This is a genomic window from Kitasatospora sp. NPDC001527 (assembly GCF_040298605.1).
GTDB lineage: Bacteria > Actinomycetota > Actinomycetes > Streptomycetales > Streptomycetaceae > Kitasatospora.
This window is the reverse complement of the sequence record NZ_JBEPAM010000047.1, coordinates 28,010-48,122: the sequence shown is the minus strand read 5'-3', so window position 1 is coordinate 48,122 and position 20,113 is coordinate 28,010. Positions and strand designations below refer to the sequence as shown.

Below are 20,113 nucleotides of genomic sequence, written 5' to 3'. Positions count from 1 at the left end.
CGCGGGGCGGCCGCGGTGCGGCGGCCGCCCCGGCGGTGGCTCAGGCCGAGGGGTTGGTGAGCGCGGTGTACTCGTCGGCGGTCAGCACGGCGCCGGTCGCCTCGACGCGGACCTTGAACAGCCAGCCACCCTCGAACGGCTCGCTGTTGACCAGGCCGTTGTCGTTCTTGACGTCCTCGTTGACCTCGGTGACCTCACCGGTCACCGGCGAGAACAGGTCGCTGACCGACTTGGTCGACTCCAGCTCGCCACAGGTCTCGCCGGCCGTCACGGTGGAGCCGACCTCGGGGAGCTCCACGTAGACGATGTCACCGAGGGCGTCGGCGGCGTGCTGGGTGATGCCGATCGTGGACACACCGTCGGCGTCGGCGGCGGTCAGCCACTCGTGCTCCTCGGTGTACTGCAGGTGCTGGGGGTTGCTCATGGCGTCATTCTCCAGGATGGGAAGCGGGTACGACGAAGCGGCCCGGCGCGCGGACGTTCCTCGCGGGGAAACAGGTGGGGGGAGGGTCAGCGGGCGCGCTTGTAGAACGGCAGCGCCACGACCTGGACCGGCTCGTGCTTGCCGCGCACGTCCACCGCGACGGTGGTGCCCGGGGTGGCGTGGGCCGCGTCCACGTAGGCCATCGCGATCGGCTTCTCCAGGGTGGGGGAGGGCGAGCCGGAGGTGATCCGGCCGATCGGCTCACCGTCGGTGGAGACCACGGTGTACTCGGCGCGCGGCACGCGCTTGCCCTCGGAGACCAGGCCGACCAGCACCCGCGGCGGGTTGGCCTCGGCCTCGGCGGCGGCCCGCTCCAGGGCCTTGCGGCCGACGAAGGCGCCGTCGTTGGTGGTCTTGTCGAAGCGGACGACCCGGCCGAGGCCCGCGTCGAACGGGGTCAGGTCGGTGGACAGCTCGTGGCCGTACAGCGGCATGCCGGCCTCCAGGCGCAGCGTGTCGCGGCAGGACAGGCCGCAGGGGATGAGGCCGCGGTCGGCGCCGGCCTCGGTGAGCGCCTGCCAGATCTGCTCGGCGTCGCCCGGGTTGCAGAAGATCTCGAAGCCGTCCTCGCCGGTGTAGCCGGTGCGGGCGAGCAGCACGTCGCGGCCGGCCACCTGGGCCGGGAGGATCGCGTAGTACTTCAGGCCGGGCAGGTCGGCCTCGGTGGTGCCGGCCAGGATCTCGGTGGACTCCGGGCCCTGGACGGCGATCAGCGCGTAGGCGTCGCGGTCGTCGGAGACGACGGCGTTGTAGCCCTTGGCGCGGGCGATCAGCTCGTCCAGCACCAGCTGGGCGTTGGAGGCGTTGGCGACGACCAGGAAGGCGTCCTCGCGCAGGCGGTAGACGATCAGGTCGTCCAGGATGCCGCCGTCCTCGGCGCAGATCATGGTGTAGCGGGCGCGCAGCACGCCGAGCGCGGAGACGAAGCCGACCAGGGCGTGGTCCAGCATCTCGCCGGCCTGCGGGCCGGCGACGGTGATCTCGCCCATGTGGGAGAGGTCGAACAGACCCGCCTTGGTGCGGACGGCGAGGTGCTCCTCGCGCTCGCTGCCGTAGCGCAGCGGCATGTCCCAGCCGGCGAAGTCGGTCATGGTGGCGCCGAGGGCGCGGTGCAGCGCGTCGAGCGCGGTGAGGCGGAGGGACGACATGGCCAGGAACTCCTCGGTCGGGGCACTCAGGGGTGCGCGCGCCGGGACCGGCCCTGCTCGGGGCGGCGGACCCTGCACGCGGGCATGCGGCGGCTGGGTCTCCCCATCTGTCGTCGAACCTGAGAGCTTCACCGTCCACTGCCCTGTAGGAACAGCATGGCGGCTTGCACCGTGGGTGGGCGGACGGCAGGGCCGTGCACCGCTTTCCAGATGTGCCTAACCCGTGCGGTAGGGGTGCCTGAGAGATTCCGGGGAGGACTTGCTCCTTCGGCGCCGGCTGTGCCGCCTGACGGTGGCACTCCGGACTCTCCCGCGCGGGTTCGAGCGGCCGGTATGGAGTTGGAGGGGCCTGGGTGGATGCCACCGCAGACGCGCACATCATGGCACGTCCACGGGAATGAGGGGAGAGGGGCCTCCGTCACGTTCGGTCCGCCGGGCCGGGAGGGGGCGCCGAAACGCTAGGCTGCGGGCATCGGCGAGCAGAGGGCGGTACGGCGGCGCATGGGGTACCCGGTGGAGCAGCAGGGGTGGGGCGGGGCGGACGCGGCGCCGCCGGGCGGCGGGTGGCCGGCCAACGAGCTGGAGCAGGTGCTCGCCGCCGCGCTCGGCGACCCGGGCGCGACCCCCCGGGTGATCGAGGTGCTGGCGCGCAGCCAGGTGTGGATCCCGCTGCCGTCCGGCGGCGACCCGCAGGGGCAGTCGCTGGACATTCCGACGATCGAACTGGCCGGCGACCCCTATGTCCCGGTGTTCTCCTCGCAGGAGGTGTTCCTCCAGCAGGCGCCGGGGATGCCGTTCGCGGTCGCGCCGGTGTGGGAGTTCGCCCGCGGTCTGCCGCTGGGCGTGGGCATCGCGGTCAACCCGGAGGCGGCGGTGGGCATCCCGGTGCCGCCGGAGGGCGTGGCCGAGCTGCGCCGCGGGCCGCGCGAGGACCGCTGGGACACCGCCCCGGACGCGCCGGACGCTCCCGGCGGCGGCCGGGTGGCGCTGCGCGAGCCGGTGCCGGGGGAGGACCCGGAGGCGTTCCTGGCCGCCTGCCGCGGAGAACTCGCCGCCCTGCCCGGGGTGCTGAGCGCGCGGCGGGCGCTGGCGAGCGTCGAGGGCGAGCCGACCGTGATGCTCGTGGGCGTCCAGCTGGACCCGCGGGCCCCGGCCGACCCGGGCGCGGTGAACGAGGCGCTCGGGCGAGCGCTGGGAACCGCGCCGCTGCCCGGAGGCGTCCACCTCGTACTGCTCGACCTCGCGGACGATCCGGTGGTCGACTGGTTGGTGAACCGGGTCGCGCCCTTCTACGTACGGGGCTGACCCGGCCTCCGGCCGTCCGTCCGGCATCCGCCGGACAGGGTGCGGGCGGGACGGCGGTACGGGCCCTGGCACGTCGGCGTGGCGGCGGTCGGCGGCCTCCCCATAGGGTGCGTGCTGACGGCCGCCGGGCCGCCGGTGACGGACGAGGATCGAAGAAGCGCAGCGAGGTGGGCGCATGAGTGCGGGATCGGTAGCTGGCGGTGCACCGGGGCCCTGGGGCCAGGCGCCCACCGGACGCCCGGATCCGGGCGCGCTGGAGCGCGCGCTGCGCGAGGTGGCGCCGGAGCGCTACGAGGCCTACGAGACGATGCTGCACGCGCTCGCCGAGGGCCGGGTCTGGATGCTGCTCTGGCACGGCACGCCGGGCAGTCCGGACGCCCAGTACGGGAACATGGAGATCAGCGGCCACGGGTACGCGCCGGCGGTCACCTCGCCCGAGCAGCTGGCGGCGTCCGGCTGGGCGCGGGCGCACGAGGTGATCTCCGGCCGGGAGATCGCGGCCTCGCTGTACCGGACCCGGTGGGGGCTCTGGCTGAACCCGCACGCACCGGGCGGCGGGGTGGGCGTGCCCTGGGCGGACCTGCGGCGGGTCGCCGCGGGCCTGGACCGGCTGCCGGCCGGTCCGTTGAAGCTGAGCGAGCCGCAGGTGCCGGCCCAGCAGTTCTTCGCGCTGCTGGAGCGCCAGGCGGTCGAGGTGCGCGCGGTGAAGGCGCTGCGCCGGGCCTGGGTGCGGCCGTCGGTGGGCGAGCCGTACCTGGCCATCGGTCTTGACCTGTACGAGAGTTCGCCGCCCACGGTGGAGGCGGTGCGGGCGCTGATGCAGCGGGCGATCGCGGTGGCGCCGGAGGGGCTCGCGGTCTCGACGGTGGCGATGGCGGACGAGTACGACCCGGTGGCGCTGTGGATGCGGGCCAACGCGCGCCCGTTCTACGACCGGGAGGCGGGCGGCCACGGCCGGCCGTCGACGGGGCCCTACCCGCCGGTGCCCCCGCCGCCGTACGCCTCGCAGCAGGGTCCGGCCCAGGGGCCGGGTTACGGCTACGGCACGCATCCGCCGGCGCAGGGCTGGCCGGGGCAGCAGCCGCCGCCGCAGCAGCCGTGGCCCGGCTACCCCGGGCGCTGACCCGGACGGAAATCGTCGTACAACATCAAAGTCCGATCACCGGAACCGGCTTGACTCCATGTCAGGCCGGTTCCGGCGTCTTTCCGGACGTTCTCCCCGGAGTGGGTGGCAGACATCTTGACATGGCTGTTACAGCTGTGTGAAGAGGGATATGCCGAAGATCCGGGAGGTGCATGCGCACAGATCACAGTTGGGCATCTGTCGGTTGGCAGGGCTGGCGCAAGCCAGTTCGGATGGCAGAGAGTTCTGCAACAGCCCACCGCGCGTGGTTGGCGCCCCACAAAGGCGAACGCGCTGGCGGACCGCATGATCCACGTGACGCCCATCCCGCGTGGCAGCAGTACTGAGCACGTCGTACCGCTGGGAAGCACCCCCGCACCCTGTACCTCCGCACGTCCGCACCCAAGCACGTCCGCACCAGCCGAGCCGCCGATCCCGGCGTCCGGCACCCGTGGGCCGGCCACCGTCGGCGAGGGGACCGAACTGACCATGACCGCACCCATCAAGACCGCCGGCAGCGCACCGGAGGCAGACGCCGCCGCGAGCCCGGCCAAGAAGATCGAGGGCCGCTCGCTCGGCCGGATCGCCTGGACCCGCTTCAAGCGGGACAAGGCCGCCGTCGCCGGCGGCGTCGTGGTGATCCTGCTGATCCTGCTCGCCGTGCTGGCCAAGCCGATCGAATCGGTTTTCGGCCTCGACCCCGACGCCCTCCACCAGGACCTGCTGGACGCCGACCTCGGCGGCCTGCCCCTGGGCGACTGGGGCGGCATGAGCTGGGACCACCCGCTCGGCGTCGACCCTCTGCAGGGCCGTGACCTGCTCACCCGCGTGATCGAGGGCTCCTGGGTCTCCCTGCTGGTCGCCTTCGGCGCGACCGTGCTGTCCAACACCATCGGCACCGTGCTCGGCATCATGGCCGGCTACTACGGCGGCTGGGTGGACACCGTGATCAGCCGGGTGATGGACGTCTTCCTCGCCTTCCCGCTGCTGCTCTTCGCCATCGCGATCTCCACGTCGCTGCAGGGCGGCGCGTTCGGCCTGCACGGCCTGCCGCTGCACATCATGGTGCTGATCTTCGTGATCGGCTTCTTCAACTGGCCCTACATCGGCCGGATCGTGCGCGGACAGACCCTCTCGCTGCGCGAGCGCGAGTTCGTCTACGCGGCCCGCAGCCTGGGCGCCCGGGGGCCGTTCATCCTGTTCAGGGAACTGCTGCCCAACCTGGTCGGTCCGATCCTGGTCTACTCGACCCTGCTGATCCCGACCAACATCCTCTTCGAGGCCGGGCTGAGCTTCCTCGGCGTCGGCATCCAGCCCCCGCAGGCCTCCTGGGGCGGCATGCTCCAGGACGCGATCCGGTACTACCAGGTGGACCCCCAGTACATGGTGGTCCCCGGTCTGGCGATCTTCCTCACCGTGCTCGCCTTCAACCTGCTCGGCGACGGGCTGCGTGACGCCCTCGATCCCAAGAGCAACTGACAAAGCGTCAGGATCCCTCGTACAGCCACAACTTCCTCAAGGGGTTGATCTCACCCATGCGTAGGTCCCGTACCGTCGCGCTGACCGCCATGGCCGCTTCCGCGGTCCTGGTCGTCACCGGCTGCTCGTCGAGCACGAAGAGCGACGACGCCAAGTCCACCGCCACCGGCACCGAGGCCGCCGGCGGCTCCGGGGCCAACGCGGCCACCAAGAACATCGTCAACGCCTCGGACAAGAAGGGCGGGACGGTCACCTTCGAGATGAAGGGCGCCCCGGACTCGCTCGACCCGGGCAACACGTACTACGCCTACATCTACAACTTCTCGCGCCTGTACGGCCGTCCGCTCACCACCTTCCAGCCGGGCGCCGGCGAGGCGGGCAACAAGCTCGTCCCGGACCTCGCCGAGTCGCTCGGCCAGGTCAGCCCGGACGGCCTGACCTGGACGTACAAGCTGCGCAAGGGCCTGAAGTACGACGACGGCACCCCGATCACCTCGAAGGACGTCAAGTACGCCGTCGAGCGCTCCAACTTCGCGCCGGAGGTCAACTCCAACGGCCCGACGTACTTCAAGGAGCTGCTGGTCGACAACCCGGACGCGCCGTACGCGGGTCCGTACAAGGACAAGACCGGCGACCTGAAGTCGATCGAGACGCCCGACGACACCACGATCGTCTTCCACCTGAAGCACGCCTTCGCCGACTTCGACTACCTGGTCAGCGCCCCGCAGACGGCTCCGGTCCCGCAGGCCAAGGACACCGGCTCCGAGTACGTCAAGAAGATCGTCTCCTCCGGCTCCTTCAAGTTCGAGTCCTACGAGGACGGCAAGCAGGCCGTCCTGGTCCCGAACACTAACTGGGACCCGGCCACCGACCCGATCCGCAAGCAGCTGCCGGACAAGATCGTGCTGCGGATGAACATCGACCAGGCCACCATCGACAAGGACCTGCTGGCCGGCAACGCCCAGGTCGACCTGGTGGGCGGCGGTGTCGACCCGCAGACCCAGGCGCAGATCCTGCAGAACCCGAAGCTGAAGGCCAACACCGACAACGCCTACGGCGGCCGCAAGGTCTACATGGCGATCAACACCCAGGTCGCGCCGTTCGACAACATCGAGTGCCGCAAGGCCGTCCAGTTCGCGGTCGACAAGGTCTCGGTGCAGACCGCGCTCGGCGGTCCGATCCGCGGCCAGGTCGCCAACACCATGCTCCCGCCGGACATCCCGGGCCACCAGGACTTCAACGTCTGGGAGACCAAGGACAACAAGGGTGACGAGGCCAAGGCCAAGGAAGCCCTGAAGGCCTGCGGCAAGGACAGCATCACCACCGTGCTCTCCGCCCGCACCGAGCGCGCCACCGAGGTCGCCGCCGCCACCTCGATCCAGGCCGCGCTGAAGAAGGTCGGCATCAACGCCGAGATCCAGCAGTTCCCGCAGGGCAAGTACCTGGCCGACAGTGCCGGCGCCCCGCAGTTCGCCAAGGACCACAACATCGGCCTGATGATGATGCAGTGGGGCGCCGACTGGCCGACCGGCTACGGCTTCCTGCAGCAGATCGTCGACGGCCGCGCGATCAAGGCCTCCGGCAACAGCAACCTGCCCTCGCTGAACGACCCCGCGGTCAACAAGCTGCTCGACGACGCCGCCACCAACCCGGACCGGGCGGCCCGCGAGAAGATCTACGGCGACATCGACAAGAAGGTCATGGAGCAGGCGGTCTACGTCCCGCTGACCGACTTCAAGGTCTTCCTGTACCGCCCGGACAGCGCCACCAACCTCGTGTCCACGGCGGCCTTCTCGGGTGAGTACGACTACCTGAACATCGGCACCACCAAGTAAGAGCCTGGCTCCGCATCCCTGAAGGCAGGTGAAGGCAGCGGCGCCCGCCGCCGTCCGGAGGACCCCGGACGGCGGCGGGCGGCCGGAGCCGACCAACTGTGTTTGCCTACATCATCCGCAGGATCCTCGCGGCCGTGGTGCTGCTACTGGTCGTCAGCGCGGTCACCTTCGCGATCTTCTTCCTGCTCCCGCGCCTCGCCGGACAGACGGCCGACCAGCTGGCCACCCAGTACATCGGGAAGAACCCCTCCCCGGACGCGATCAAGGCGGTCAAGCAGAACCTCGGCCTCGACCAGCCGCTGTACACGCAGTACTGGAACTTCCTCAAGGCGCTGGTCAGCGGCGCCGAGTACAAGTTCGGCCCCGAGCCGGCCACCTGCCACGTGCCCTGCTTCGGCTACTCCTTCAAGAATCACCTGGAGGTCTGGCCCGAGCTGACCAAGCGCATCCCGGTGACCATCTCGCTGGCCATCGGCGCCGCCGTGATCTGGCTGACCTCCGGCGTCACCACCGGTGTGATCTCCGCCCTCAAGCCGCGCTCGATCTTCGACCGGCTCTCCATGGGCATCGCGCTCGCCGGCGTCTCGCTGCCGGTCTTCTTCACCGGCGCGCTGCTGCTCACGGTGTTCAGCTACGAGTGGCCGATCCTGGACAACCTCCAGTACGTCAACTTCACCGACAACCCGGTGATGTGGGCCCGCAACCTGATCCTGCCGTGGATCTCGCTGGCCTTCCTCTACTCCGCGCTCTACGCCCGGCTCACCCGCGCCGGAATGCTGGAGACGATGAGCGAGGACTACATCCGCACCGCCCGGGCCAAGGGCCTGGCCGAGTCCAAGGTCGTCACCCGGCACGGACTGCGGGCCGCGCTCACCCCGATCGTCACCATCTTCGGCATGGACCTCGGCCTGCTGCTCGGCGGCGCGCTGATCACCGAGCAGGTCTTCTCGCTGCAGGGCGTCGGCCAGTTCGCCGTCCAGGCGATCTCCGACAACGACCTGCCGAAGATCCTCGGCGTCACCCTGCTCGCCGCCTTCTTCATCGTCCTCTGCAACCTCGTGGTTGACCTCCTGTACGCCGCTGTCGACCCCCGGGTGAGGCTGTCGTGACCGAGCTCCAGAAGACCCCGGCCCGCGCGGCCGCCCCGGGCGGCCAGGACGCCTTCCTCTCCGTGCGGGACCTGCGGATCCACTTCGACACCGACGACGGCCTGGTCCGTTCCGTCGACGGGGTCAGCTTCGACCTCGCCAAGGGCCGCACCCTGGGCATCGTCGGCGAGTCCGGTTCCGGCAAGTCCGTCACCTCGCTCGGCATCATGGGCCTGCACCGCTCCAAGCGGGCCCGGATCAGCGGCGAGATCCGGCTCGACGGCGAGGACCTGATCGCGGCCGGGCCGGACCGGGTGCGCGAACTGCGCGGCCGGCAGATGGCGATGATCTTCCAGGACCCGCTCACCGCGATGCACCCCTACTACACGGTGGGGCAGCAGATCGTCGAGGCCTACCGGGTGCACCACCCGCAGGCGAACAAGAAGCAGGCCCGCGCCCGTGCCGTCGAGATGCTCGACCGGGTCGGCATCCCGCAGCCCGACCGCCGGGTCGACGACTACCCGCACCAGTTCTCCGGCGGCATGCGCCAGCGCGCCATGATCGCCATGGCGCTGGTCAACGACCCCTCCCTGCTGATCGCCGACGAGCCCACCACCGCCCTGGACGTCACCGTCCAGGCGCAGATCCTGGACCTCATCCGGGACCTCCAGGAGGAGTTCGGCTCGGCCGTCATCATCATCACCCACGACCTCGGGGTGGTCGCCGAACTCGCCGACGACATCCTGGTGATGTACGGCGGCAAGTGCGTCGAGCGCGGCCCGGCCGAGACCCTCTTCGACGCGCCCGAGCACCCCTACACCTGGGGCCTGCTGGGCTCGATGCCGCGCCTGGACCGCGAGCTGCAGGACCGCCTCGTCCCGGTCAAGGGCACCCCGCCCAGCCTGATCAACGTGCCGTCCGGCTGCGCCTTCCACCCGCGCTGCCCCTACGCCGCGCTGACCGGCGGGCGCTCGGCCGAGGAGACCCCGAAGCTCACCGAGGTCACGCCCGGACACCACGCAGCCTGTCACCTCGCGCTCGCCGAGCGGCACCGCATCTTCGCCGAAGAGATCGCGCCCCGGCTGTGAGCCCGGCCTCGTACCACCATTCTGGAGAGAACCGATGACGGACACCCGGGCGGCGAGCCCCGAACCTCTGAAGAAGGTGCCCGCGCCGGCGCCCGCCTCCGACCGCGAGCCGCTGCTCAAGGTGACCGGGCTGACCCGGCACTTCCCCATCCACAGCGGCCTGCTGCGGCGCCAGACCGGCGCCGTCCGGGCGGTCGACGGCATCGACTTCGCCGTCCACGCCGGCGAGACGCTGGGCGTCGTCGGCGAGTCCGGCTGCGGCAAGTCGACGATGGGCCGGCTGGTCACCCGCCTCGACGAACCCACCGGCGGCACGGTCGAGTTCGAGGGCACCGACATCACCCACCTGGGCACCGGGGCGATGCGGCCGCTGCGCCGCGACATCCAGATGATCTTCCAGGACCCGTACTCCTCGCTGAACCCCCGGCACACCGTCGGCACCATCGTCGGCGCGCCGTTCAAGCTGCAGAAGGCGGAGCCCGCGGGCGGGATCAAGAAGGCCGTCCAGGAGCTGCTGGAGCTGTGCGGGCTCAGCCCCGAGCACTACAACCGCTACCCGCACGAGTTCTCCGGTGGCCAGCGCCAGCGCATCGGCATCGCCCGGGCGCTCGCCCTGCGGCCCAAGATGATCGTCGCGGACGAGCCGGTCTCCGCGCTCGACGTCTCCATCCAGGCCCAGGTGGTCAACCTGCTCGACGACCTCCAGAAGGAGCTCGGGCTGACCTACCTGATCATCGCGCACGACCTCTCGGTGGTCCGGCACGTCTCCGACCGGGTCGCGGTGATGTACCTCGGCAAGATCGTCGAGATCGCCGACCGGGACTCGCTCTACCGCAGCCCGATGCACCCGTACACCACCGCGCTGATGTCCGCGGTGCCGGTGCCCGACCCGCGCCGGCGCCAGCGCGCCGGGCGCGAGCGGATCCTGCTCAAGGGCGACGTGCCCTCGCCGATCAACCCGCCCAGCGGCTGCCGCTTCCGCACCCGCTGCTGGAAGGCCCAGGAGATCTGCGCGAGCCAGGAGCCGCCGCTCGCCGCCGCCTCGGCGGGGCACCAGGTCGCGTGCCACTTCCCCGAGGGCAACGAGGGCAACGAGGGCAACGAGGGCAACGACTAGCACGGCCCGGAGGACGCCGTCGCGGGAGAGGAGACGCTCGCCACCGCGTGACCGCTGGACCGGAGGGGAGGCTCGGCCGGGTCACACTGGTGCGGTGACCTCGCAGATCTTCCCCTCCGACGTGCAGCAGTCGCTGGACCTCGTCGGCATCTTCGTCTTCGCCCTCTCCGGGGGGCTGCTCGCCGTCCGCAAGAACATGGACATCTTCGGCATCTGTGTGCTCGCCGAGGTCACCGCGCTCGGCGGCGGTGTGATGCGCGACCTCGTCATCGGGGCCACCCCGGTCGCCGCCTTCACCAACCTGGGCTACTTCGTCACCCCGATGGTCGCCGCCCTGGTCGTCTTCTTCCTGCACCCCGAGGTCGAACGGATCAACCGCGCCGTGCAGACCCTCGACGCCCTCGGCCTCGGCCTGTTCTGCGTCACCGGCACCGCCAAGGCCCACGACTTCGGCCTCGGCGCCGTCGCCGCCGTCGCCCTCGGCATGGTCACCGCCGCCGGCGGCGGCGTCATGCGCGACGTCCTGGCCGGCGAGATCCCCTCGCTGCTGCGCTGGGACCGCGAGATCTACGCCGTGCCCGCCCTGGTCGGCGCCGCGCTGGTGGCGCTCCTGATCGCCCTCGACAGCCTCACCGCCGCCACCGGCACCGCCGCCGCCCTGACCGCCTTCGGCCTGCGGATGTGCGCCCTCAGGTACGGCTGGCGCGCACCGCGGGCCTGGCACCGCAACGGTTCTCGCACCAGCGAGGAGTAGGCGAGCCGCCGTACGCGAGCGAGATCGCCTCCGCCGTGCAGAGCAGCTCCGGCACCAGCTTCACCAGCTCGGCCGGCGACACCCGGTCCGCCGGCGCCGAGATCGCGCACGCCGCGACCGTCCGCCGGTCGCTGCCCGCCACCGGCGCCGCCACCGAGATCACCGCCTCCGGGTGCTCGGCCGACTCCGCCGCCCAGCCCCGCCGGCGCACCGCCGCCAGCTCGGCCGGCAGCTCCTCCTCCGCCCGGCCGTCCTGCGGCAGCCCGGCCAGCAGCACCCGGCCGATCGCCGTCCCGGCCGCCGCCGCCCGCCGCCCGATCCGGGTCGGCCGGCGCGCCGCGGCGCTCCACCGCCCGGTCAGCTCGTCCAGGTAGAGGACCTCGTCGTCCTGCAGCACCGCCAGCTGCACCGTGCAGCCGCAGCGCTCGTGCAGCGAGGCCAGGTACGGCGCGGCGACCTGCCGGACGTCGATCTCCTGCAGGGCCTGCTGCGCCAGCGACAGCACCCGGCCGCCCAGCCGGTAGCGGCGGTCGGACAGCCGGTGGACGAACCCGTGCTCCTCCAGCGTGCGCAGCAGGCGCAGCGCGGTGGACTTGTGCACGCCGATCGAGCCGGCGGCCCGCTCCAGGGTGACCGGGCCGTCGCCGAGCGAGCCGAGCAGGGTCAGCGCGCGATCGACCGACTGTGACATTCCGCCCCCCCAACTCGTGGTTCCGGCCGCGTGGTGGTGGCCGTCAGGCTAACCGCTCGCGGGCGGCACGCCGTACCGGGGTTGCCCGGACGGGCAGCGGGCCGGTGCACCGCGTCCGCTGGCCGGATCACGTGCGGGCGCTGGCCGGATCGGTTCGGTGCGGTGGACCGCGTCCGTCCGTGCCGGTGGGGTGCGGCCCGGGGGACCTCTACAATCGGATGGTTATGCCATACCTGGACCATGCGGCGACCACGCCGATGCTGCCCGAGGCGATCGCCGCGATGACGGCGCACCTGGGGGTCGTCGGCAACGCCTCCTCCCTGCACGCGTCCGGCCGCCGGGCCCGGCGCGTGGTCGAGGAGGCCCGCGAGTCGCTGGCCGAGTCGCTCGGCGCCCGGCCCAGCGAGATCGTCCTCACCGGCGGCGGCACCGAGTCCGACAACCTGGCCGTCAAGGGCCTGTACTGGGCCCGCCGCGGCGCCGACCCTGCGCGCACCCGGGTGCTGTGCAGCCCGGTCGAGCACCACGCGGTGCTGGACGCGGTGCACTGGCTGGCCGAGCACGAGGGCGCCACCGTCGACTACCTGCCGGTGGACGCGTTCGGCCGGGTCCACCCGGCGGCGCTGCGCGAGGCGATCGAGCGCGACCCGGCCTCGGTCGCGCTGGTCACCGTGATGTGGGCGAACAACGAGGTCGGCACCGTCCAGCCGGTCACCGAACTCGCCGCCGTGGCCGCCGAGTACGGCATCCCGGTGCACGCCGACGCGGTGCAGGCGCTCGGCCAGGTCCCGGTCTCCTTCGCCGACTCCGGGCTGACCGCGCTCACCGTCACCGGCCACAAGATCGGCGGCCCGTTCGGCATCGGCGCGCTGCTGCTGTCGCGCGGCGCGACGCCCGTCCCGCTGCTGCACGGCGGCGGCCAGGAGCGCGACGTCCGCTCCGGCACCCTGGACGCCCCCGGCGCGGCCGGCTTCGCCGCGGCGGCGGCCGTCGCCGTCGAGCGGCGGGCCGAGCACGCCGTCACGCTGGGCGCGCTGCGCGACGAGCTGGTCGCGGCGGTGCTCGCCGGCGTCCCGGACGCGGTGCTCAACGGCGACCCGGCGGGGGAGGGGCGGCTGCCCGCCAACGCGCACTTCTCCTTCCCCGGCTGCGAGGGCGACGCGCTGCTGATGCTGCTCGACGCCAGGGGCATCGAGTGCTCCACCGGCTCGGCCTGCTCGGCCGGCGTCCCGCAGCCCAGCCACGTGCTGCTGGCGATGGGCGTCGACCCGCTGCTGGCCCGCGCGTCGCTGCGCTTCTCGCTCGGCCACACCTCCGTCCGGGCCGACGTCACCGCCCTCGCCGAGGCCATCGCCCCGGCCGTGCAGCGGGCCCGCAACGCGGGTCTGGCGGCCGTCCGGCGCTGAGCGCGGGCCGCGGGGAAACCCCGGCGGAATGCCGGGCGGCACCACGTACGCTTGGACGCATCATGACTGACTTCCCGGGTGCCCCGACCGCTCCGTCCGCCACTGGCCGCCTGCGCGTGCTCGCGGCGATGTCCGGCGGGGTGGACTCCGCCGTCGCCGCCGCCCGCGCCGTCGAAGCCGGGCACGAGGTGACCGGCGTGCACCTGGCGCTGTCGAGCAACCCGCAGTCCTTCCGGACCGGCGCGCGCGGCTGCTGCACCCTGGAGGACTCCCGGGACGCGCGCCGCGCGGCCGACGTGATCGGCATCCCGTTCTACGTCTGGGACCTCGCCGAGCGCTTCCGCGAGGACGTCATCGACGACTTCGTCGCCGAGTACGCGGCCGGCCGCACGCCCAACCCGTGCCTGCGCTGCAACGAGAAGATCAAGTTCGCCGCCCTGCTGGACAAGGCGATCGCCCTCGGCTTCGACGCCGTCTGCACCGGCCACTACGCCCGGATCGTCGACCTGCCGGACGGCTCGCGCGAGCTGCACCGCGCGGTGGACGCGGCCAAGGACCAGTCCTACGTGCTCGGCGTGCTGGACGCCGAGCAGCTCGCCCACTCGCTGTTCCCGCTGGGCGACACCACCAAGGACGTGATCCGCGAGGAGGCCGGGCGGCGCGGCCTGGCCGTCGCCAGGAAGCCGGACTCGCACGACATCTGCTTCATCGCGGACGGCGACACCCAGGGGTTCCTGGCCCGGCACCTGGGCACCGCGACCGGCGACATCCTGGACGTCGACGGCACCAAGCTCGGCGAGCACGACGGCGCGTACGGCTTCACCATCGGCCAGCGCAAGGGCCTGCGGATCGGCCGCCCGGCCCCCGACGGCAAGCCGCGGTACGTGCTGGACATCTCCCCGGTGAACAACACCGTCACCGTCGGCCCGGTCGAGGGCCTGGACGTCACCGGCCTCACCGCCATCCGCCCCCGCTGGTGCGGCACCGAGCCGCTGGCCGACGGCCGCTACACCGCCCAGCTCCGCGCGCACGGCGAGGAGGTCCCCGTCTCCGCCGCCGTCGTCGACGGCACCCTCCACGTCACCCTCGACACCCCCGCCCGCGGCATCGCCCCCGGCCAGGCCGTCGTCCTCTACGACGGCCCCCGCGTCGTCGGCTCCGCCACCATCGCCACCACCCACCGCCCCGCCGTCACCGCCTGACCGCAGCGGGCGGTGTGAAAGGCCCGGAGGGGGCGGCACGAGCTGCTACGGGCAGCACCGCGGCACTCGTGCCCTACGAGGACCGGCCCCCGGCGGACGACGATGCCGTCCGCCGAGGGCCCGGGTGCTACGGGTTGAGGACGATCGAGTTGAAGTCGGTCAGGTTCACGTTGATGGCGACGCCCGCCGGGATGGTCGGGCCCGTGCAGTTGGTGCCGTCGTAGCCGTAGCACAGGGTGGCGGTCGCGCCGCCGGTCTGGTTGTTGGTGACCCAGTGGAAGTTGAGCTCGTTGACGAAGTTGTGCGCTCCGTAGGTGTAGTAGCCGGAGGTCACCGTGCCGGCGGTGGGCTCCTGCCCCTCGGCGTAGACGCAGACCCAGCCGTCGTCACAGCCGAGCCAGCTGCCCGTCGTGGCCGCCTCGGCGGTGCCGGCGGTGCCCAGCAGGCCGACGGCGAGGGTGGCGGTGGCGGCGGCGGTCCCGAGCATGGCCTTGAAACGCTTCATCATGCGGTCCTTTCAAGTCGGCAGGACATGATGTGTCTATGACAAGTAAGCGGGAGGACTGGACCAATTGGGTAGTGGGCGAATCGGCCATCGTGATAGACCGGTTCCCACTATGAATATCTGCGTCTTCTGCTCCGCGTACTCGCTCGACGACCGCTACTCCGTGCCCGCCGCCGAGTTCGCCCGGCTCCTCGGGGAGGGTGGGCACACGCTGGTGTGGGGCGGATCGAACACCGGGCTGATGGGCGAGCTGGCGGACGGGGTCAAGGCGGCCGGGGGCCGGCTGGTCGGGATCTCCGTCGAGTTCCTGCGGCACAAGGGGTACGAGGGGGCCGACGAGCTGGTCGTCACCGCCGACCTCGCGGAGCGCAAGGCGATGCTGCTCTCGCGCGCGGACGCGGTGGTCGTACTGGTCGGCGGGCTGGGCACGCTGGACGAGGTCACCGAGGTGCTGGAGCTCAAGAAGCACGCGCTGCACGACAAGCCGGTCGTCGTGCTGGACACCGAGGGGTTCTACGCGGGCCTGCGCACCCAGATGGAGCGGATGGAGACGGAGGGCTTCCTCCCGCGCCCGCTCGCCGAGCTGATCACCTTCGCCGACACCCCGGCCCGGGTCTTCGAGCAGCTGAAGGCCTGAGAGGATCGGGACCATGGCCACTCATCTGATCACCGGCGCCGGCTCCGGCATCGGCGCCGTCCTCGCCGAACGTCTCGCCGCGCGCGGCGACGAACTCTGGCTGCTCGCCCGCGACGCCCGCCGCGCCGCCGAGCTGCGCGAGCGGTTCCCCGGCGCGAGGACCCTGGTCGGCGACCTCGGCGACCCGACGAAGCTCTCCTGGGCCTTCGGGCACCAGGCGCTGCCGGTCGAGCTGGACTCCCTGCTGCACGTGGCCGGCGTGGTCGAGCTGGGCCCGGTCGGCGAGCTGCCGGTCAAGGCCTGGCAGGACACCCTGAACGTCAACCTGGTCGCCCCCGCCGAGCTGACCCGGCTGATGCTGCCCTCGGTGCGGCTGGTGAAGGGGCACGTGGTGTTCGTGAACTCCGGTGCCGGGCTGCGCGCGAGCGCCGACTGGTCGGCGTACGCGGCCAGCAAGCACGGGCTGAAGGCGCTCGCGGACTCGCTGCGGCTGGAGGAGCACGGCAACGGCGTGCGGGTCACCTCGGTGTACCCGGGCCGCACCGCCACCGCGATGCAGGTCAAGGTCCACCAGCAGGAGGGCAAGCAGTACGACGCCGGGCAGTGGATCGAGCCCGAGTCGGTGGCCAAGGCCGTCCTGGCGGCGCTGGACGCCTCCCGGGACGCGGAGATCACCGACATCACGGTCCGCCCGGGACGCTGAGCGAGGAGGGGCGGCGCGCGCACTAGGCTCGGGCGGGTGAGCAACGGACACCTTTTCCCCGACCTGGTCGGCGCCGCCACCGGCGTCGGCTCGCTGCCCGGCACCGACGCCCGGGAGGCCGCCAAGACGTCCACCGGTGCGCTGGAGCACCTGCCGTTCCTCCCGGAGCTGCCCGCCCGCGGGCCGGGCGCCGACATGATCGGGCGTTCCGCCGGCCTGCTGGTCGAGCTGTTCGCGCAGACCGAGCCGAGCGGCTGGCGGTTCACCGACCGCCCCGGCCGGGACACCCGGCGCGCCCACTCCTGGCTCGGCGAGGACCTCGACGCGCTGGAGGAGTTCACCCAGGACTACCGGGGCGCGCTGAAGGTGCAGGCGGTCGGCCCGTGGACGCTGGCCGCGTCCGTCGAGCTCAAGCACGGCGAGAAGGCGCTCGCCGACCCCGGCGCCTGCCGGGACATCGCCGGCTCGCTCACCGAGGGCCTGCGCCGCCACCTCGCCGACGTCCGCAAGCGGGTGCCCGGCGCCGAGGTGGTGCTGCAGCTGGACGAGCCTTCGCTGCCCGCCGTGCTGGCCGGCGAGGTGAAGACCGCCAGCGGCTTCCAGCGGCTGCGCGCCGTGGACCGGCAGGTGGCGGAGGAGACGCTGCGCGAGGTGATCCGCGGGCTCGACGCGCCCGTCGTGGTGCACAGTTGCGCCCCCCGGGTGCCGCTGGCGCTGCTGCGCCGGGCCGGGGTGGCGGGTGTCTCGCTGGACTTCTCGCTGCTGACCGAGCGTGAGGACGACGACCTCGGCGAGGCGGTCGAGGCGGGCCTCGTGATCCTCGCCGGCGTCGTTCCCCCCACGGACAGCGCCCCTGCTCAATCAAGGGCACTGTCGGACCCGGCCGGTAGTGTCCAGGGTGTCAGGACGTTGTGGCGCAGGCTCGGGTTCGCCCCGGAGCTGCTGGGCCGCCGCGTGCTGGTGACGCCCACCTGCGGGCTGGCCGGGGCCTCCCCGGCCCATGCGCGCAAGGCGCTGTCACTCAGCGTGAGGGCGGGCCAGAGCCTGGTGGACAACCCGGAATGAGAGATTGACGGAGGAGCTTGCGGTGGTGGCTGTCGAGGGCTGGGAGGACGTCCCCGCGGAGGTGCGCAAGCGGCACGCGGAGCTGGCGGCCGAGATCACCGACCACCGGGCCCGCTACTACGAGCAGGACGCGCCGGTCGTCAGCGACGCCGAGTTCGACGCGCTGATGCGCGAGCTGGAGGGGCTGGAGGCCGAGCACCCCGCGCTGGTCACCCCGGAGTCCCCCTCGCAGAAGGTCGGCGGCGCGCCGACCCCGCTGTTCGCCCCGGTCGAGCACCGCGAGCGCCTGCTCAGCCTGGACAACGCGATGGACGACGAGGAACTGGCCGCCTGGGCCGAGCGGGTCGCCACCGAGCTGGCCGGCATCGAGTACCACTACCTGTGCGAGCTCAAGGTGGACGGCCTGGCCGTCAACCTCACCTACGAGAACGGCCAGTTGGTGCAGGCGGCGACCCGCGGCGACGGCCGGGTCGGCGAGGACATCACCGCCAACGTCCGCACCATCAAGGAGATCCCGCACCGGCTCAAGGGCGACGACGTCCCGGAGCTGGTGGAGATCCGCGGCGAGGTCTACTTCCCGACCGAGGCCTTCGAGGCGCTCAACGCCTCCTTCTCGGAGGAGAACGAGCGCCGCCGGGTGGAGAACGAGGAGCGCGCCAAGGAGGGCAAGCGGCCCCGGGCGATGATCCGGCTCTTCATGAACCCGCGCAACGCCGCCGCCGGCTCGCTGCGCCAGAAGGACCCGCACGTCACCGCCTCCCGCCCGCTGCACATGGTGGTGCACGGCATCGGCGCGCGCTCCGGCTTCGACATCGACAACCAGTCGCACGCCTACGACCTGCTGCGCGAGTGGGGGCTGCCCACCGCCCGGCACAACAGGGTGGTCGGCACGCTGGACGAGGTGCGGGCGTTCATCGAGCACTTCGGCGAGCAGCGGCACTCGGTCGAGCACGAGATCGACGGCGTGGTCGTCAAGGTGGACGAGATCGCCCTGCAGGGCCGGCTCGGCTCCACCTCGAAGTCCCCGCGCTGGGCGGTCGCCTGGAAGTACCCGCCGGAGGAGGTCACCGGCAGGCTGGCCGCGATCAAGGTCGGCATCGGCCGCACCGGCCGGGCCACCCCGTACGCGGTGCTCGCCGAGCCGGTGAAGGTGGCCGGCTCGATGGTGCAGTACGCGACGCTGCACAACCAGGAGGTCGTCAAGGCCAAGGACGTCCTGCTCGGCGACACCGTGGTGCTGCGCAAGGCCGGCGACGTGATCCCGGAGATCCTCGGCCCGGTGTACGACCTGCGCGACGGCACCGAGCAGGCCTTCGTGATGCCCTCGCACTGCCCCGAGTGCGGCAGCGAACTGCGGGCGATGGCGGAGGGGGACATCGACCTGCGCTGTCCCAACGCGCAGTTCTGCCCGGCCCAGATCCGCGAGCGGATCGCCTTCCTCGGCGGCCGTTCGGCGCTGGACATCGAGGGCCTCGGCTACGTCGCGGCGACCGCGCTGACCCAGCCGCTGGAGCCGGCCGAGGCACCGGTGGGCAACGAGGGCGACATCTTCGGCCTCACCGTCGAGCAACTGCTCCCGATCAAGGTGCTGGTGCGCGACCAGAAGACCGGCATGCCGAAGCTCGACGACGAGACCGGCGAGGAGAAGGAGGTGTTCTTCTTCGCCACCACCACCGGTGCGCCGAAGAAGAACACCGGGCTGATGCTGGAGAACATCGAGAAGGCCAAGGACCGCCCGCTCTGGCGCTTCCTCAACGGCCTCTCCATCCGGCACGTCGGCCCGGTGGCCGCCCAGGACCTCGCCCGCGAGTTCCGCGACCTGGACGCGATCTTCGCGGCGAGCGAGGAGCGGCTGGCCGCCACCGAGGGCGTCGGCGCGGGCACCGCGCGGTCGATCATCGAGTGGTACCAGGTGGACTGGCACCGGGAGATCGTCGAGAAGTGGCGCGCCGCCGGCGTCCGCTTCACCGAGGAGGCGGCCGAGGACGAGGGCGAGCGTCCGCTGGAGGGGCTGACGGTCGTCGTCACCGGCACGCTGGCCGGGCACACCCGGGACGGCGCCAAGGAGGCGCTGACCTCGCGGGGTGCGAAGGTGACCGGTTCGGTGTCGAAGAAGACCCACTTCGTGGTCGCCGGTGACAACCCCGGGTCCAAGTACGACAAGGCCGTCCAGCTGGGGCTGCCGGTCCTCGACGACGCGGGCTTCGCGATCCTGCTGGAGCAGGGACCGGCCGCCGCCCGGGTCCACCTGGGGCTGCCGCCGGAGCCGGAGGAGGAGCCGGTGAAGAAGGCGCCCGCGCGCAAGAAGGCCGCCGCCGGGAAGGCCGCGGAGGGGGAGGCTCCCGTGACGGAGCCCGCCGAGGAGCCCGCCGCCGGAACGGCCCCCGAGGAGCCCGCCGAGGACTGACCCGCGCGCGGAAGCCCCGAATCCGGCTTGTTATCGTCCTGATGCAACGTCACCGGGTGCCGCACAGTGGTACCGG

Annotated in this window: 18 protein-coding genes and 1 riboswitch; of the genes, 14 read left to right on the top strand and 4 right to left on the bottom strand. The window is 72.2% G+C overall.

Features of this window, described 5'->3' with window-relative positions; all coding sequences use genetic code 11:
* Positions 1-40: 40 nt before the first annotated feature.
* Together gcvH and gcvT are read right to left on the bottom strand one after the other, a co-directional pair.
* Complete coding sequence (gcvH, locus tag ABT238_RS31160; protein WP_350570114.1) at positions 41-424, bottom strand: glycine cleavage system protein GcvH; 384 nt, start codon at positions 422-424, stop codon at positions 41-43.
* Positions 425-510: 86 nt separating this feature from the next.
* Complete coding sequence (gene gcvT / locus ABT238_RS31155; RefSeq protein WP_350570116.1) at positions 511-1,632, bottom strand: glycine cleavage system aminomethyltransferase GcvT; 1,122 nt, start codon at positions 1,630-1,632, stop codon at positions 511-513.
* A 216-nt stretch (positions 1,633-1,848) separates the two neighbouring features.
* A riboswitch (glycine riboswitch) is annotated at positions 1,849-1,955 on the bottom strand.
* 178 nt (positions 1,956-2,133) lie between these two features.
* Between gcvT and ABT238_RS31150 the strand changes: the two genes are divergently transcribed.
* The 8 genes from ABT238_RS31150 to ABT238_RS31115 all read left to right on the top strand — a co-directional run bounded on the left by ABT238_RS31150 (position 2,134) and on the right by ABT238_RS31115 (position 11,421).
* Complete coding sequence (locus ABT238_RS31150; RefSeq protein WP_350570117.1) at positions 2,134-2,937, top strand: enhanced serine sensitivity protein SseB; 804 nt, start codon at positions 2,134-2,136, stop codon at positions 2,935-2,937.
* A gap of 175 nt (positions 2,938-3,112) precedes the next feature.
* A complete protein-coding gene (locus ABT238_RS31145; RefSeq protein WP_502884354.1) occupies positions 3,113-4,060 on the top strand; it encodes an enhanced serine sensitivity protein SseB in 948 nt (315 codons plus the stop codon).
* Between the two features lie 489 nt (positions 4,061-4,549).
* A complete protein-coding gene (locus ABT238_RS31140) occupies positions 4,550-5,539 on the top strand; it encodes an ABC transporter permease (protein ID WP_350570118.1) in 990 nt (329 codons plus the stop codon).
* Between the two features lie 56 nt (positions 5,540-5,595).
* Positions 5,596-7,374 (top strand): ABC transporter substrate-binding protein, encoded by a 1,779-nt coding sequence (locus ABT238_RS31135; RefSeq protein ID WP_350570120.1) that lies wholly within the window; start codon positions 5,596-5,598, stop codon positions 7,372-7,374.
* Positions 7,375-7,472: 98 nt separating this feature from the next.
* On the top strand, positions 7,473-8,483 hold the full coding sequence (locus ABT238_RS31130; RefSeq protein ID WP_350570121.1) for an ABC transporter permease: 1,011 nt from the start codon (positions 7,473-7,475) through the stop codon (positions 8,481-8,483).
* Entirely contained in the window at positions 8,480-9,550 is a 1,071-nt protein-coding gene (locus ABT238_RS31125) for an ABC transporter ATP-binding protein (RefSeq protein WP_350802093.1), read from the top strand. Before ABT238_RS31130 ends, ABT238_RS31125 begins: the two co-directional genes overlap by 4 nt.
* A gap of 34 nt (positions 9,551-9,584) precedes the next feature.
* Positions 9,585-10,667, top strand: coding sequence for an ABC transporter ATP-binding protein (locus tag ABT238_RS31120; protein WP_350802091.1), 1,083 nt, complete (start codon positions 9,585-9,587; stop codon positions 10,665-10,667).
* A gap of 94 nt (positions 10,668-10,761) precedes the next feature.
* Entirely contained in the window at positions 10,762-11,421 is a 660-nt protein-coding gene (locus ABT238_RS31115) for a trimeric intracellular cation channel family protein (protein WP_350570125.1), read from the top strand.
* On the opposite strand, the gene ABT238_RS31110 is transcribed toward ABT238_RS31115, so the two are convergent.
* A complete protein-coding gene (locus ABT238_RS31110) occupies positions 11,357-12,112 on the bottom strand; it encodes an IclR family transcriptional regulator (protein ID WP_350570126.1) in 756 nt (251 codons plus the stop codon). The genes ABT238_RS31115 and ABT238_RS31110 overlap by 65 nt on opposite strands.
* A 224-nt stretch (positions 12,113-12,336) precedes the next feature.
* On the opposite strand from ABT238_RS31110, the gene ABT238_RS31105 reads away from it, so the two are divergent.
* On the top strand, positions 12,337-13,518 hold the full coding sequence (locus ABT238_RS31105; protein WP_350570128.1) for a cysteine desulfurase family protein: 1,182 nt from the start codon (positions 12,337-12,339) through the stop codon (positions 13,516-13,518).
* A 62-nt stretch (positions 13,519-13,580) separates the two neighbouring features.
* Positions 13,581-14,720 carry a tRNA 2-thiouridine(34) synthase MnmA gene (gene mnmA / locus ABT238_RS31100; protein WP_350570130.1) on the top strand — a complete coding sequence of 380 codons (1,140 nt, stop codon included), beginning with the start codon at positions 13,581-13,583 and terminating at the stop codon, positions 14,718-14,720.
* 127 nt (positions 14,721-14,847) lie between these two features.
* Here mnmA and ABT238_RS31095 read toward each other — a convergent pair whose 3' ends face one another.
* Positions 14,848-15,228, bottom strand: coding sequence for a hypothetical protein (locus ABT238_RS31095; RefSeq protein WP_350570132.1), 381 nt, complete (start codon positions 15,226-15,228; stop codon positions 14,848-14,850).
* 109 nt (positions 15,229-15,337) lie between these two features.
* On the opposite strand from ABT238_RS31095, the gene ABT238_RS31090 reads away from it, so the two are divergent.
* The 4 genes from ABT238_RS31090 to ligA are packed head-to-tail and all read left to right on the top strand — an operon-like array spanning position 15,338 to position 20,037.
* The gene (locus ABT238_RS31090) at positions 15,338-15,862 is read left to right on the top strand and encodes an LOG family protein (protein WP_350570134.1); all 525 of its coding nucleotides are present in this window, start codon (positions 15,338-15,340) and stop codon (positions 15,860-15,862) included.
* Between the two features lie 13 nt (positions 15,863-15,875).
* On the top strand, positions 15,876-16,565 hold the full coding sequence (locus ABT238_RS31085; protein WP_350802076.1) for an SDR family oxidoreductase: 690 nt from the start codon (positions 15,876-15,878) through the stop codon (positions 16,563-16,565).
* A 36-nt stretch (positions 16,566-16,601) separates the two neighbouring features.
* On the top strand, positions 16,602-17,630 hold the full coding sequence (locus tag ABT238_RS31080) for a methionine synthase (protein ID WP_350570137.1): 1,029 nt from the start codon (positions 16,602-16,604) through the stop codon (positions 17,628-17,630).
* A gap of 25 nt (positions 17,631-17,655) precedes the next feature.
* On the top strand, positions 17,656-20,037 hold the full coding sequence (gene ligA / locus ABT238_RS31075; protein ID WP_350570163.1) for an NAD-dependent DNA ligase LigA: 2,382 nt from the start codon (positions 17,656-17,658) through the stop codon (positions 20,035-20,037).
* Positions 20,038-20,113 lie beyond the last annotated feature (76 nt).

Bases quoted from the DNA above. Each gene is read 5' to 3' on its own strand.
- gcvH (WP_350570114.1), bottom strand. From the start codon at position 424: ATGAGCAACCCCCAGCACCTGCAGTACACCGAGGAGCACGAGTGGCTG.
- gcvT (WP_350570116.1), bottom strand. From the start codon at position 1,632: ATGTCGTCCCTCCGCCTCACCGCGCTCGACGCGCTGCACCGCGCCCTC.
- ABT238_RS31150 (WP_350570117.1), top strand. From the start codon at position 2,134: ATGGGGTACCCGGTGGAGCAGCAGGGGTGGGGCGGGGCGGACGCGGCG.
- ABT238_RS31145 (WP_502884354.1), top strand. From the start codon at position 3,113: ATGAGTGCGGGATCGGTAGCTGGCGGTGCACCGGGGCCCTGGGGCCAG.
- ABT238_RS31140 (WP_350570118.1), top strand. From the start codon at position 4,550: ATGACCGCACCCATCAAGACCGCCGGCAGCGCACCGGAGGCAGACGCC.
- ABT238_RS31135 (WP_350570120.1), top strand. From the start codon at position 5,596: ATGCGTAGGTCCCGTACCGTCGCGCTGACCGCCATGGCCGCTTCCGCG.
- ABT238_RS31120 (WP_350802091.1), top strand. From the start codon at position 9,585: ATGACGGACACCCGGGCGGCGAGCCCCGAACCTCTGAAGAAGGTGCCC.
- ABT238_RS31110 (WP_350570126.1), bottom strand. From the start codon at position 12,112: ATGTCACAGTCGGTCGATCGCGCGCTGACCCTGCTCGGCTCGCTCGGC.
- ABT238_RS31105 (WP_350570128.1), top strand. From the start codon at position 12,337: ATGCCATACCTGGACCATGCGGCGACCACGCCGATGCTGCCCGAGGCG.
- mnmA (WP_350570130.1), top strand. From the start codon at position 13,581: ATGACTGACTTCCCGGGTGCCCCGACCGCTCCGTCCGCCACTGGCCGC.
- ABT238_RS31095 (WP_350570132.1), bottom strand. From the start codon at position 15,228: ATGATGAAGCGTTTCAAGGCCATGCTCGGGACCGCCGCCGCCACCGCC.
- ABT238_RS31090 (WP_350570134.1), top strand. From the start codon at position 15,338: ATGAATATCTGCGTCTTCTGCTCCGCGTACTCGCTCGACGACCGCTAC.
- ABT238_RS31085 (WP_350802076.1), top strand. From the start codon at position 15,876: ATGGCCACTCATCTGATCACCGGCGCCGGCTCCGGCATCGGCGCCGTC.